Source organism: Streptomyces sp. NBC_00250, from assembly GCF_036192275.1.
GTDB lineage: Bacteria > Actinomycetota > Actinomycetes > Streptomycetales > Streptomycetaceae > Streptomyces.
The window spans coordinates 3,193,285-3,207,724 of record NZ_CP108088.1 but is presented as its reverse complement, the minus strand read 5'-3'; the positions used below and the strand labels follow the sequence as shown (position 1 = coordinate 3,207,724).

Annotated in this window: 7 protein-coding genes; 5 read left to right on the top strand and 2 right to left on the bottom strand. The window is 72.8% G+C overall.

Annotation, left to right across the window (positions count from 1 at the left end; all coding sequences use genetic code 11):
• Window positions 1–87: 87 nt before the first annotated feature.
• The 5 genes from OG259_RS14145 to fxsT all read left to right on the top strand — a co-directional run bounded on the left by OG259_RS14145 (window position 88) and on the right by fxsT (window position 9,174).
• Window positions 88–1,104 carry an AAA family ATPase gene (locus OG259_RS14145; RefSeq protein ID WP_328942592.1) on the top strand — a complete coding sequence of 339 codons (1,017 nt, stop codon included), beginning with the start codon at window positions 88–90 and terminating at the stop codon, window positions 1,102–1,104.
• Window positions 1,105–1,111: 7 nt separating this feature from the next.
• Complete coding sequence (locus OG259_RS14140) at window positions 1,112–4,342, top strand: SAV_2336 N-terminal domain-related protein (protein WP_328942591.1); 3,231 nt, start codon at window positions 1,112–1,114, stop codon at window positions 4,340–4,342.
• A gap of 148 nt (window positions 4,343–4,490) precedes the next feature.
• The gene (locus tag OG259_RS14135) at window positions 4,491–4,700 is read left to right on the top strand and encodes a hypothetical protein (protein WP_328942590.1); all 210 of its coding nucleotides are present in this window, start codon (window positions 4,491–4,493) and stop codon (window positions 4,698–4,700) included.
• 111 nt (window positions 4,701–4,811) lie between these two features.
• Entirely contained in the window at window positions 4,812–6,092 is a 1,281-nt protein-coding gene (locus OG259_RS14130) for an HEXXH motif domain-containing protein (protein WP_328942589.1), read from the top strand.
• 58 nt (window positions 6,093–6,150) lie between these two features.
• Window positions 6,151–9,174 (top strand): FxSxx-COOH system tetratricopeptide repeat protein, encoded by a 3,024-nt coding sequence (gene fxsT / locus OG259_RS14125; protein WP_328942588.1) that lies wholly within the window; start codon window positions 6,151–6,153, stop codon window positions 9,172–9,174.
• 76 nt (window positions 9,175–9,250) lie between these two features.
• Here fxsT and OG259_RS14120 read toward each other — a convergent pair whose 3' ends face one another.
• Both OG259_RS14120 and OG259_RS14115 read right to left on the bottom strand, forming a co-directional pair.
• Window positions 9,251–13,060 carry a multifunctional oxoglutarate decarboxylase/oxoglutarate dehydrogenase thiamine pyrophosphate-binding subunit/dihydrolipoyllysine-residue succinyltransferase subunit gene (locus OG259_RS14120; RefSeq protein WP_328942587.1) on the bottom strand — a complete coding sequence of 1,270 codons (3,810 nt, stop codon included), beginning with the start codon at window positions 13,058–13,060 and terminating at the stop codon, window positions 9,251–9,253.
• A 269-nt stretch (window positions 13,061–13,329) separates the two neighbouring features.
• Window positions 13,330–14,400 carry a HAMP domain-containing sensor histidine kinase gene (locus tag OG259_RS14115; protein WP_266900898.1) on the bottom strand — a complete coding sequence of 357 codons (1,071 nt, stop codon included), beginning with the start codon at window positions 14,398–14,400 and terminating at the stop codon, window positions 13,330–13,332.
• Window positions 14,401–14,440: the final 40 nt, after the last annotated feature.

Here is a 14,440-nt window from a genome sequence, read left to right as displayed (position 1 = left end):
CGTCCGATCAGACCATCGGCAGGCCCCGCCCCCGGGCGGTACCTTCGACGGGCCCGGCATCGACACCACAGCCAGGAGGAGTCCATCGTGAACGATTGGCGGATCTACCGTGGTGCCGGTCTTCCGCACGACGAGATACAGCGACTGCCCGCGCCGCCGCCCTGGCGCGACTTCTCCACGGGCAGTGCCGACGACACCCTGGCGGGCTCCGACCGGCGGCTCGGCGTCAAGCGCAGACTCGTCCAGAACCACCACCCCCGGCCCGCCGAGACCGACGCCGTCAACGCCGCCCTGTACCTGCGGCGCCCGCTCCTCGTCACCGGCAACCCCGGCACCGGCAAGTCCACCCTCGCCCACGCCGTCGCCCACGAACTGCGCCTCGGGCGCGTGCTCCGGTGGCCGATCGTCAGCCGCACGACCCTCCAGGACGGCCTCTACCGGTACGACGCCATCGGGCGCCTCCAGGACGTCCAGCTGGAGCGCGCCCAGGCCGGTTCGCCCGGCTCCGCCGCCGCGGCCCCGGCCGGCATCGGCTCGTACATCCGGCTCGGACCGCTCGGCACCGCGCTGCTCCCCTCCGAGCAGCCCCGGGTGCTGCTCATCGACGAGCTCGACAAGAGCGACCTCGACCTGCCCAACGACCTCCTGAACGCGCTGGAGGAGGGCGAGTTCGCCATCCCCGAGCTGGAGCGGCTCGCCGACCGGGAGCCCGTCGTCGAGGTGCTCAGCGACGACGGCCGCAAGGTGGCGGTGCTGGGCGGCCGGGTCCGCTGCACCACCTTCCCGTTCATCGTGCTCACCTCCAACGGCGAACGGGACTTCCCCGCCGCCCTGTTGCGCCGCTGCATCCGCCTGGAGCTCGAAGCGCCCGGCGAGGAGCAGCTCCGCGCCATGATCGAGGCCCACCTCGGCACCGAGGCCGCCGTGGGCGATGGCGAGCAGGGCCTCGTGCAGCGGTTCCTGAATCGCGAGCCCGGCGAGGTGATCGCCACCGACCAGCTCCTCAACGCCCTCTATCTGACCCAGCACGCCTCCCGCGCCGAACGGGTCACCAGGGAACGCATCGCCGACATGCTCATGCAACCGCTCGATCAGCCGAGGTGACGGTCGGATGCACCGGATGCATCTGGAGGAACTCACCCGCAGACTGCGGGCCGGTGGCCAGGACCTCACCGCCGAGGAGGTGGCGGACGCCCTCTGGCTGTCCCAGTGGCTCCCCGGCCCGTCGCCGGACCAGGAGAGACCGGAGGGCCCGGAGGGGCAGCACGGGGCGGAGAACCCCGAGGAGCCGGACGACGCCCCGGAGACCCCACGGGCCGGGGACGGCTCGCCCGGACGCCCGGACCGGGCCCACGGCGAGGGCGGTGCCGTACGCGGGGACGGGGAGGCGGCGCCCGGCCCCGGGGGCCCACGGGAGTCCGTCTCCCTCCACATGGCCACGGGCGCCACCGGAAGCCCGGGGATCCCGGCATACGCAAGAGCCACGGGCGCCACCGGCACCCTCTCCCGCCCGGGGTCCACCGAGCGCGGCGCGACCCTGCCCGTCCGCGCCCCCGGCGCCAACGCCCTGCCCGGACTCCTGGGCCTCCAGAAGGCCCTCCGGCCCTTGCGCGCCTACACCCTCGCCCCCCACCGCCCCGGCGAGGGCACCCTCGACGAGGAGGCCACCGCCGAACGCAGCGCCGCCGCCGGCATCCTCACCCCCGTCATGCGCCCGGCGGCGGGCCGACGCCAAGCGATCCAGCTCCTCATGGACACCGGCCCCGCCATGGTCGTCTGGAGCCGGATGGTCGAGGAACTCCGCCAGGCCTGCCAGCAGTCCGGCGCCTTCCGCGACGTCCAGGTGCACCGCCTGTACGACACCGGCGAAGGCCCCCCGCTCGTCACCACCACCTCCGGCGCCGACGGCCGCCCCCGGCTGCGCCCCGTCGACCAGCTCCACGACCCCACCGGCAACCGGCTCACCCTGGTCGTCAGCGACTGCGTCGGACCCCTCTGGCAGCGCGGCGCCGCCCAGCGCTTCCTGCGGCAGTGGCCCCGCCACTCCCCGGTCGCCCTCGTCCAGCCGCTGCCGCCACGGCTCTGGCCCCGCACCGCGCTCCCCGCCGAACCCGGCACCTTCCAGCGGTCCGCGACCCCCGGCGGCCACACCGTCTTCCGCTCCGACGACGAGCCCTGGGGGCCCCTCGTCCCCGGCCGCAGGGCCGTCCCCGTGCTCACCCCGACCCCCGAGGCCTTCGCCTCCTGGACCCGGCTCCACACCGGGCAGGGCGGCAACGCCGTACGCGGCTGGGCGGCCTGGCTCGCCCCCGACGCGGTGGAACCGCGCGGGCCCCGGACCCCCCGCGCCCCGCGGAGCGACGAGGACCTCCTGCGCGCCTTCCGGGCCGGAGCCTCACCCGGCGCGCTCCGGCTCGCCGTGCACCTCGCGGCGGCCCCCCTGACGCTGCCCGTCATGCAGCTCGTGCAGCGGGCCATGCTGCCCGACACCGGCCCCATGGAACTGGCCGAAGTACTGCTCAGCGGACTCCTGCGGCGGCTGCCCGGCCCCACCCCGTACCCCTGCTTCAGCTATCCGCCCGGCGTCCAGCAGCACTTCCTCGGCTCGCTCGACCCCAGCGCCGCCGCCCTCGTCCTCAAGCACTGCTCCGCGTACGTGGAGCGCAATTTCGGCCAGGGCATGCGCAACTTTCCCGCGCTCGCCGCAGCCCGCCTCGCGGGGGCCGACACCGAGGCCGGGACCGGCACCGGACCAGGGGCCGGGACCAGGACCGGAGAGGGCCGGGGGACGGGCCGCCACCACGGCCGGGCCGCCGACCTTCCCGAGGAGACCGAGGCGACCGACGAGCCCCTGGGACCCGACGGCGCCGAGACCGAACTCTTCGCCCGCATCCCCGCGCGCGTACTCCGCTTCTACCACCCCGACCTCGTCACCCCCGACCCGCTCACCGAAGCCCGCCGCCTCCTCGCCCAGGGCCGCGCCCAGTCGGACCCGGCCCTCCTCGCCGGTGCGCGCGAGCGCGCCGAGGCGGCTCTCCCGGCCGAACCCGTCGAGGCCCGGATCGTCCTCGCCCGCGCCCTGTACGCCGAGGCCGGCACCGCCGCCGTCCGGCGCACCGGCCGCCGCCCGGACCTCCTCGGCGAGGCCGCCGACACCCTCGTACGGGCCGGGGAACTCGCCACGACCGGCGAGGAGGCATGGGCCGAGGCCCGGCTCGAACTCGCCGTCGTCCACCACGCGCTGTGGCGCGACACCGACGAGACCGACCACCTCGACGCGGCCCTCACCGCCCTCGCCGAGGACGCCGAGCGCTGGCCGGAAACCGCCCGCCACACCCTCCATCTGCGCCGCGGCCGGCTCCTCCTCGCCCGGGGCGACGGCGAGGAGGCGGCGGACGAACTCACCGCCGCCCTCACCCTCCACGAGAGCGCCGCCGCCTTCCTCGACCTCGCCGACGCCCTGCACCTCGCCGCCGCCGACCCGGGCCGCATCGGCCACGTGCTCGACCGCGCCGAACCCCTCCTCGGCGACGCGCGCGCCCTGCGGCTGCGCTTCACCACCGCACGCGCCCGGCTGTACGACACCGAGGGCGACGGGGCCGCCGCCGACGCGGCGTACGAGGAGGCCACCCTCCTCGCCCCCGCCGACAGCGAGCAGCGCGGACCGCTCCTGCTCACCTGGGGCGGATCGCTCCTCAGGCGCGCCGCGGCGGGCACCGGCACGGCGCCCGTCGACCGCGCCGAAGGCGTCCTGCGCGAGGCCCTCACGCGGATGCCCGCCGGAGCGCCCGAGCGGGCCAGGGCACGGACCCTGATCGGCAGCGTCCTCGCGCTCCGCTTCCACCGCGCCGGGTTCCTGCCCGACCTCTTCGAGAGCCGCCATCTGCTCGAACAGGCGCTCAGGGGCACCGACGACCCGGGCGACCGCGCCGAGATCTGGCTGCAACTGGGACGGGTGCGCCTCGAATTGGCCGAAACCGCTCGGGACGGGGTGATGGGCGACGCCCTCACCGCGTACCGCAACGCCGCCGAGGAATCCCGTACCGCCCACGGCGACATCCCGGGCACGGTCACCGGCGCCCGCGCGCTGCACGCCCAGGGAGCCGTCCTGTGGCTGATGGGCCGTCCGGGCCGGGCGAGAACCGCGCTCCTCGCCGCGTCCGAGCAGTGGCGGCGGCTCACGGGGCGGCTCGTGGACGTGGACTGGACCGACGTGGAGCGGACCAGAACGCTGCTGCGGGAGGTCGAGAGCGCGACGGGAGGGGGCTACGCCAGAGCCTCCGCCGAGGAGCGGCGCGGGATCGCACCACCCTGGTGGGCCTGGAGCGGCACCACCGGGTGAGCTTCTGAAGAGCTTGTGAGGATCGGCTGGATAACGGGGGCGCACATGGGTGCAGTTGAATCGAATGGGTTTCCGGTCTCCCGGCGTCGGGAAGAACCGCTGCGCCGCTACGACCGTGGGGGACAGCGTCGGTGAGGAGGAGCCGAGAGTGTTCGAGCGTACGGAGTGGGCGACCGGTGTCGGCCGGAGTGTCGGCCGGAGTGCCGGCCGGTCCCCGCATCTGCCCGATCTCGCGGCCGTCGATCTGCGGACCTTGCGCGTCACGGACGACGCCGTCCTCGGCGCGGCGGTCGAAAGAGTGCTGCGCCACCCCTCGGATCTGGTCGTCTCCTGGCCCGAGGACGCCTTCGTCGACTGACGCGGGAGCGGGCGGTGCCGCCCCGCGGACACCGTCCCGCACCCGGGACCACCGCTCGATTCCGGCCGTGTCCACCGGACCCACGCCCCCGGTCGGCGCCCGGAGCCGGGAGTGATCGCCGCCCCGCCGCGCCCGGCGGCCTTCGCCGCCCTGGCGGCCACCCGGCCCGCACCGGCCGGCGCGGCCTTTCTGCGGTCCGGGGTGCACGCCCGCCGGCTGCTGCTGCTCAAGGCCCTGCTCGTACGGGTGCGGCGCCATCGCGACGAGGTCGCCCCCGAGACGCTGCGTGCCTTCGAGACCGCCTGGAGCCTGCTCGAACGGACCGAGCGCGGCGCGCCCGCGGTGGTCCGCGCCGTCCTCGACTACCCGACCACCGGCGCCTGGCTCGCCGCCGCCCTCACCGAACCCGCCGGCCCCGCCCTGGACCGGCACCTGTCCCGCCTCGAACTGATCGCCGCCACCGCCGCCCTGCGGGCCGGCCGGCCGCTCGACCTCGTGGTCGGGGCTCCCGCCGGCGTGCTCTCGCTCCCCGGCGTCGGGAGCGTCCTCGTCGCCCCGGGCCCCGTCCGGCTGACCTCCCGTTCCCAGGTCGTACGGATCCACTCCGAGGGCACCCCGGGGGCCCCGGCGGCACTCCTCCGGCTCGCCGACCCCCGTACCGGCGCCGTGACGGGCGGCGGCCCCGGCTGGTGCGGACTGCGCCGACTGGCCGGCGGAGCCGCGCGCCTGGAGGACCTGGACCCCTACCGGGTGCCGCCCGGCGGGGTCGGGACCCCGGCCCGGGTCGCGGCCGAGCGGCCCGACATCGACCATGCCGCCTGGTCCGCGCACTGGCGGGCGGCCCGGGAGCTGCTGCGGCGGACCGACCGGGAGCGGGCGGCCGAGGTCGGGCAGACGGTCGGCGCGCTCGTACCGCTGCTGCCGCAGGGGCCGCGCTCCGTCGGGGCCACGCTCAGCGTCGCCCCGGGGGCCGTCCTCATGACGCCGTCGGCCGGTGCCACCGACATGGCGGAGACGCTCGTCCACGAGCTGCACCACAGCAAACTCTCCACGCTCCACGAGCTCGTCCCCCTCTATCGCCCCGGCAGCACCCCCGTGCTCTACCGGGTCGGCTGGCGCACCGACGCCCGCCCGGTGGCCGGGGTCTTCCAAGGGGCGTACGCCCACCTGGCGTTGGCCGATCTGTGGCGGAGGGCGAGGGATGCCCCGGGTGCGCCGGGGGCGTGGAGCGCACGGGCCGCGCAGCAGTTCGACCATGTCCACGATCAGGTGGGTGAAGCGCTGTCGATGCTGCTTGAATCCGATGAACTGACCAATGAGGGGCGGGAGTTCGCCCGGCAAATGAGGCAGCTCCATGCGAGCCTCGGCGCGAGCCCCGGGGCCCGTGGGTAACACTGTGCCCACGGCACATGACACTGCGTTGCGCGTGAGCGGGACGGGAGACGTACAGATGGCGGAACAGCGGTCGGGCGGGGGCGCGGAGAGCCACGGGGGCAGGGCCGCCCCGGAACACGTCCTGGTGGTCTTCCCCGGGTATCACCGGCCGTGGGCGGCCTGGATCAACCAACGCCTGGAGGCACACGGCGTGCGCGCCAGCCTCCAGCGCTGGGACCCGCCCCGCGAGGTCCCCCTGGAGGACTCCCTCGGCGACCTGCTGCTCGCCCGAGGCCAGGTCCTCCTCGTCCTCAACGACTGGTTCTTCGAGCTCGGCCCCCGGCCGGCCGGCGAATGGAACGACGTCCTGCGCGGCTTCGTCGCCGCGCACGCCGAACGGTTCGCCGCCGTCAACCTCACCAACCGCACCCTGCTCCCCTCCACCGCCGTCCTCGAACCCGTCAGCCTCTGGGGCGTCGGCGAGGAGGAGGCCGAGGCCCGGCTCCTCGCCCGGCTCGGCATCGAACCCCGCAGGTCCGCCGGCCGCCGCATCCCGGCCGCCGCCCTCGCCCGCTACCCGGACAACCCACCCGAGATCTGGGGCGACGTCCCCCGCCGCAACCCCCGCTTCACCGGCCGCGACGACCTCCTCACCGAGCTCCAGGAACGGCTCATGGACGCCGAACGGGGCAGCGCCGCCTGCACCCTCCTCGGCATGTCCGGCATCGGCAAGACCCAGATCGCCGCCGAGTACGCCCACCGCTTCAGCCCCGACTACGACGTCATCTGGTGGGTCAACTCCGACGACCGCAACGTCCAGCGCGACCGCCTCGGCGAACTCGCCGTCCGACTCTCCCTGCCCACCGGAAGCGAACCCGGCGAACGCATCCGCGCCGTCCGCGAAGCCCTCCGCCGCGGCGACCCGCACGGCCGCTGGCTCGTCGTCTTCGACGGCTGGGACGACACCGACGGCATCGACGTCATGCTGCCCCAGGGACCCGGACACGTCCTCATCACCTCCCGCAACCGCGGCTGGCGCGAGCACACCGACGTCCTGGAGATCCCCAGCTTCGACCGCTCCGAGTCCACCGGCTACCTGATGCGCCGAGCCCCCCAGATCAACGCCGCCGAGGCCGACGAGGTCGCCGCCGAGTTCGGAGACGTACCCCTGCCGCTCGTCCAGGCCGCCGCCTGGCTCGGCGAGTCCGGCATGGAGGCCCCCGAATACCTCCGCATGGTCCGCGACGGACGCCTCTCCACCGTCGACGACCCCTCGGCCGGCGACGGCATGCCCAACGCCTCCCTCACCTCCTGGTCGATACTGATCAACCGGCTCCGTCGCGCCCAGCCGCAGGCCATCGACATCCTCAGCCTGTGCGCCTCCTTCGCCCCCGGCCGCATCCCGCTCGGCATCGTCCGCGCCTACCCCCAGGCACAACTGCCCGAGGACCTGCGCTGGATGGCCACCGACCTGCCCGCCTGGACCCGCGCGCTCGACACCCTCGTCAACTACTCGGTGCTCACCCGCGAGACCCGCGGCCCCATGACCACCGACGAGATCGGCCCCCACCAGGAGTCGATCCACATGCACCGCCTGGTGCACGACATCGTCGCCCGGCTCACCGACGGAGAGCACCGCGAGGCCCACCGCAAGGCCGTCCGCACCCTGCTCGCCGAAGCCGACCCCGGCAACCCCACGGACAGCAGGCACTGGCCCCGCTACTCCGAACTCCTGCCGCACCTGGAGCCGTCCGGAGCCCTCCGCAGCACCGACCCGCGCATCCAGGTCGCCGTCCTCAACTGCCTGCGGTTCTGCGACCGCAGCGGCGAGTACAAGGCCGGCATCCGGCTCGCCGGGCGCATCCGCGACGAGTGGACCTCCTTCATGGAGCCGCTCGCCCCGCACATGCAGGAACTCACCACCCTCGAAGGCGACATCCTGCGCCGCTACGGCCGCTTCCGCGAGGCGTACGACCTCGACCTCGCCCAGCGCGAACGGCTCGCCGCGGCCCCGAGCGGCGACCAGCTCGGCGAACTCCAGACCAAGGTCTCCATCGCCCGCGACCTGCGCTTCCTCGGCCAGTACAAGGAGTCGGAGCAGCTCCAGCGGGAGGCCCTCGCCGAGGCCCAGAGCCTGCTCGGCGAGACCCAGTTCCTCACCCTCGTCGCCCGCCACAACCTCGGCGTCGTGCTGCGCATGCTGGGCCGCTACCAGGAGGCGTACGAGCAGGACGCCGACACCCTCTCCCGCTGCGAGACCGTCCTGCGGCCCCACCACGCCTCCACGCTCAACTCCAACAACGCCGTCGCCCAGGACCTGCGGCTGCTCGGCCGCTACCGCGAGGCCCTCGGCCGCCAGGAGGCCAACGTCCGGCTGCACGTGAGGATCCTCGGACCCCAGCACCTCCACACCCTGTACGCGCGCAGCCAGCTGGCGCTCTGCCGCCGCCGCGAGGGCGGCTTCCAGCAGGACATCGGCACCATGATGGCGAGCGTCCTGGAACACCTGGAGCAGGCCTACGGCCGCGACCACTACGTGACCCTGTCGGCCGTCACCAACTACGCCAACTTCCTCCGCGAGCACGGCGACCTCGACCTCGCGAGGGAACTCATCACCGAGGCCGACGCCGGCTACCGCGCCCTCCTCGGCCCCGCCCACCCCGTCTCCACCGGCGTCCTCGCCAACACCGCCCTGGTCATGCAGGCCTCCGGTGAACGGGCCTCCGCCCTGACCATGCTGGAGTCCGCCCTCGCCGGACTCACCGCCACCCTCGGCGCCGACCACCCCTGGGTGTTCGGCTGCGCCCTCAACACCACCGCCGCCCGCAACTTCAACGGCAGGGTCGTCGAGGCCGCCGAACTCAGCCGCGACACCCTGCGCCGGGCCCGGCACGCCCTCGGCAACGAGCACCCGCTGACCCTCTCCTGCCAGGTCGCGCTCGCCACCGACCTGCGCGGTCTGCGCGAGACCGACGAGGCCGGGAAGCTGGAGGAGGACGCCCTGCTCACCCTCACCAGGACCCTCGGCGCCCAGCACCCGCACACCCTCTCGGCCCGCCAGCGCAACCGCCCGTACTGGGACTTCGAGGCCAACCTCTGAGCCCTGGAGAACGCCGGAGGCCCGGCACCCCACTCGGGGTGCCGGGCCTCCTTCCGTACGGGTACGGAGCGACCGGTCAGGCGTCGAAGACCTCGTTGACCAGCTGCTGCTGCTCCGCCTGGTGGCGCTTGGCCGAGCCGACCGCCGGGGAGGAGGAGTGCGGACGCGAGATCCGGCGCAGGCGCTCGCCCGCCGGGATGTCCGCGCCGACCGCCAGGTCGAGGTGGTCGATCAGGTTGAGCGCGATGAACGGCCACGCACCCTGGTTCGCCGGCTCCTCCTGCGCCCAGATGTACTTCGCCGCGTTCGGGTACTTGGCGATCTCGGCCTGGAGCTCGGCACCCGGCAGCGGGTACAGACGCTCGAGACGGATGATCGCGGTCTCCGTGTCGCCGCGCTTCTGACGCTCGGCCTCCAGGTCGTAGTAGACCTTGCCGGCGCAGAAGACGACCTTGCGGACGTCGGCCGGGTTCGCCGTCGCGTCACCGATCACCGGGCGGAAGCCGCCGGTGGTGAACTCCTCCACCTTGGACGCCGCGGCCTTCAGACGCAGCATCGACTTCGGGGTGAAGACGATGAGCGGCTTGTGGTGCGGGTTGTGGACCTGCCAGCGCAGGAGGTGGAAGTAGTTCGACGGCAGCGTCGGCATGGCGACCGTCATGTTGTCCTGGGCGCACATCTGGAGGAAGCGCTCCGGGCGCGCGGACGAGTGGTCCGGGCCCTGGCCCTCGTAGCCGTGCGGCAGGAGCAGCGTGACGCCGGAGGTCTGGCCCCACTTCTGCTCGGCCGAGGAGATGAACTCGTCGACGACGGTCTGCGCGCCGTTGACGAAGTCACCGAACTGGGCCTCCCAGACGACCAGGGCGTCCGGGCGCTCCAGCGAGTAGCCGTACTCGAAGCCCATCGCCGCGTACTCGCTGAGCAGCGAGTCGTAGACGTTGTAGTGGGCCTGCTCGTCGGTCAGGTAGAGCAGCGGGGTGTAGTCCTCGCCGGTCTCCTGGTCCACCAGGACCGCGTGGCGCTGACCGAAGGTGCCGCGGCGGGAGTCCTGGCCGGAGAGCCGGACCGGGGTGCCCTCCATCAGCAGGGAGCCGATGGCGAGGGTCTCGCCGAAGCCCCAGTCGATGGTGCCGTCGTCGACGGAGGCGGCACGGCGCTGCATCTGCGGCAGCAGACGCGGGTGGACCGTGATCCGCTCCGGGATGCTGACCTGCGACTCGGCGATCCGCTTCACGACCTCCTGGGAGACCGCGGTGGTGACGCCGACCGGGAAGGCGGCCTTGGCGTCCGGCACGGTCGCCGCGGCCGGGGCGGCGGTGGCCTCGCGGACCTCCGCGAACACCTTCTCCAGCTGGCCCTGGAAGTCCTGGAGCGCCTGCTCCGCCTCTTCGAGGGTGATGTCGCCGCGACCGATGAGCGACTCGGTGTACAGCTTGCGCACCGAACGCTTCTTGTCGATCAGGTTGTACATCTGCGGGTTGGTGAACTGCGGGTTGTCGCCCTCGTTGTGACCGCGGCGGCGGTAGCAGATGAGGTCGATCACGACGTCCTTGTTGAACGTCTGGCGGAACTCGAAGGCGAGCCGCGCGACGCGGACCACGGCCTCCGGGTCGTCGCCGTTCACGTGGAAGATCGGCGCCTCGATCATGCGGGCCACGTCGGTCGCGTACATCGAGGAACGCGAGGACTCCGGGGCGGCGGTGAAGCCGACCTGGTTGTTGATGACGATGTGGACCGTGCCGCCGGTGCGGTAACCGCGCAGCTGCGACATGTTCAGCGTCTCGGCGACGACACCCTGGCCGGCGAAGGCCGCGTCACCGTGCAGGGCGACGGGCAGGACGGTGAAGTCCGTGCCGCCCTTGTTGATGACGTCCTGCTTGGCGCGGACGATGCCTTCCAGGACCGGGTCGACCGCCTCCAGGTGCGAGGGGTTGGCGGCCAGGGAGACCTTGATCTCCTCGCCGTCGAGACCGACGAAGGTGCCCTCGGCGCCCAGGTGGTACTTGACGTCGCCGGAACCGTGCATCGACTTCGGGTCGAGGTTGCCCTCGAACTCGCGGAAGATCTGCGCGTACGACTTGCCGACGATGTTCGCCAGGACGTTCAGCCGGCCGCGGTGGGCCATGCCGATGACGACCTCGTCGAGGCGCGACTCGGCGGCCGAGTCGATGACCGCGTCGAGCAGCGGGATGACGGACTCGCCGCCCTCCAGGGAGAAGCGCTTCTGACCGACGTACTTGGTCTGCAGGAAGGTCTCGAAGGCCTCCGCCGCGTTCAGCCGGCGCAGGATCCGCAGCTGCTCCTCGCGCTCCACGCGGGAGTGCGGGCGCTCGACGCGGTCCTGGATCCACTTGCGCTGCTTCGGGTCCTGGATGTGCATGAACTCGACGCCGGTGGTGCGGCAGTACGAGTCGCGCAGCACGCCGAGGATGTCGCGGAGCTTCATCATCGACTTGCCGGCGAAGCCGCCGACGGCGAACTCCCGCTCAAGGTCCCACAGGGTGAGGCCGTGCTCGGTGATGTCCAGGTCGGGGTGCTTGCGCTGCTTGTACTCCAGCGGGTCGGTGTCGGCCATGACGTGGCCGCGGACCCGGTAGGAGTGGATGAGCTCGAAGACGCGCGCGGCCTTGGTGACGTCGTCGTCGTGCGAGGCGTCGATGTCCTTGAGCCAGCGGACCGGCTCGTAGGGGATGCGCAGGGCCTTGAAGATGTCGTCGTAGAAGCCCTGCTCGCCGAGGAGGAAGTTCGCGACGACGCGCAGGAACTCGCCGGAGGCGGCGCCCTGGATGACCCGGTGGTCGTACGTGGAGGTCAGGGTCATGACCTTCGAGATGCCCAGCTTGTTCAGGGTGTCCTGGGAGGTGCCCTGGAACTCGGCCGGGTAGTCCATCGAGCCGACGCCCATGATGACCGACTGTCCGGGCATCAGACGCGGGACGGAGTGGACGGTGCCGAGGCCGCCGGGGTTGGTCAGGGAGACCGTGACGCCGGTGAAGTCCTCCATCGTCAGCTTGCCCACGCGGGCCCGCTTCACGATGTCCTCGTACGCCTGCCAGAACTCGAAGAAGTTGAGCGTCTCGGCCTTCTTGATGCCCGCGACGACGAGCTGGCGGTCGCCGTTGGGCTTCACCAGGTCGATCGCGAGACCGAAGTTCACGTGCTCCGGCTTGACCAGGGTCGGCTTGCCGTCCTTCTCCGCGAAGGAGTAGTTCATCGACGGCATGGCCTTGATCGCCTGCACCATCGCGTAGCCGATGAGGTGCGTGAAGGAGATCTTCCCGCCCCGGGCGCGCTTCAGGTGGTTGTTGATCACGATCCGGTTGTCGAAGAGCAGCTTCACCGGGACGGCGCGGACGGACGTGGCCGTCGGCACCTCCAGCGAGGCGTTCATGTTCTTCGCGACCGCGGCGGCGGGACCGCGCAGCGTGATCAGCTCGGGGCCGGCGGCCGGCGTGGAGGCCGGAGCGGCCTTGACCGGGGCGGGCGCGGCGGCGGCCGGCTTCGCGGCGACCGGCGCGGCCGGGGCCACGGCGGGCTTCACGGGCGCCGGAGCGGCCACGGGGGCCGGAGCCGCGACCGGAGCGGCCGCGGGAGCCGGAACGGCCGCAGGAGCGGCAGGCGCGGCCTGTGCGGGGCCCGCCTGCTGCGCGGCGGGCGCGCTCTGAGTGGTGGTGGCGGCCGGGGCGGCCGGGGTGTCCGACGCTCCCGGCTTGTAGTCGGCGAAGAAGTCCCACCAGGCACGATCGACCGAATTCGGGTCCTGGAGGTACTGCTGGTAGATCTCGTCGACGAGCCACTCATTGGCACCGAAGGCGGCTGCGGGGCTCTTGCCCTGCCCGTCCTGGTCGGTCGGGGAGCTCGGGGTACTGGGGGACTGAGACGACACGGCGGCAACCGCCCTCTTCCGCTTCACAAGGTGATGGACAGCGGAAATAAAGGCTACGCCTGTCCGGCCGAGAGGTGCAGGCAGGGAGCGCCAACGTCGCGCAAGTCACACTTGACGGGGTGTTTCGGTGCCGTGAATGGCGGGAAACAAGCGGGGTTCCGCAGGTGTGAGGGTACGGAAAAGCGCGAGCACGACCTCCTTCGGCCGCACCCCTGATCACGTCCCGCTCATGTACACGCAGAACGAGCTCTTCCGGTTCGAACCCTACGTCAATCTCTCGGCGGAAGGCTGCCCGGAAGAGTGACTCTGATCCGGCAGCCGCGTGATGATTCGGCCACCCCGATCCCGCCGCCGTGCAGATCCACCGCCCAGCGGGCGATCGCGAGCCCGAGGCCCGTACCGCCGTCGCTGCCCGGGCCCTGCCGGAGCGGCGCGGCGCCCCGGTTGAAGCGCTCGAAGACCTTGTGCCGCTCCGACTCCGGGATGCCGGGACCCTCGTCCTCGACCTCCAGCTCCAGGGAGTCCGGGTACGGGCCGCGCCGGGCCCTCACCGTGACGCGGCCGTGCGGCGGCGAGTGCTTCACCGCGTTGTCGATCAGGTTCGCCATCACCTGGTGCAGCCGCTCCGCGTCCGCGTGCGCCACCAGCTCGGGCGGCGACACGTCCAGGTGCAGATGGACGTCGGTGCGGTTGTGCAGGCCCGAGGTGGACGAGAGGCCGCGCTGCGAGGCGGCCAGGTTCGCTTCCCGCAGAACTCCGGACAGATACGGCCAGACCTCGAAACGGCTCGCCCGCAGCGCCACGACACCGTTGTCAAGACGTGACAGATCCAGCAGCGTCTCCACCAGCCGGCCCAGCCGCTCCGTCTGCTTCAGCGCCGACCGCATCGTCTCCGGATCCGCCTCGGACACCCCGTCCACGACGTTCTCCAGTACGGCCCTGAGCGCGGCGATCGGGGTCCGCAGCTCGTGCGACACATTGGCCACCAGCTCCTTGCGGTGCCGGTCCACCGCCTCCAGATCGTCCGCCATGCGGTTGATCGTCGAGGCCAGGTCGCCCAGCTCGTCGCGCCGGTCCGCGCCCCGCACCCGCCGGGTGAAGTCCCCGCGCGAGATCGTCCCGGCCACCGTGGTCATCTCGTCCAGCGGCGCCGTCAGGGACTGCGCCACGAACTGGGTGATCAGCAGGGTCGCGATCATCGCGAAGATCGTGATGTACCGGAACTCCGTGGACGTGCGGATGGCCACCAGGGCGAGACCCGAGGTCAGCAGGACCGCCCCGACGACCAGCGCACCCAGCTTGGTCTTGATCGAGATCACGATCCGGCGCCGCCGGTGCACCTCGCCGCCCGGCCCCCGCAGCTCCCGCGGCCCCCTGGGC

What these genes read in the sequence shown, in the direction of transcription:
- OG259_RS14140 (WP_328942591.1), top strand. Translation starts at nt 1,112, where the DNA reads ATGCACCGGATGCATCTGGAGGAACTCACCCGCAGACTGCGGGCCGGT.
- fxsT (WP_328942588.1), top strand. Translation starts at nt 6,151, where the DNA reads ATGGCGGAACAGCGGTCGGGCGGGGGCGCGGAGAGCCACGGGGGCAGG.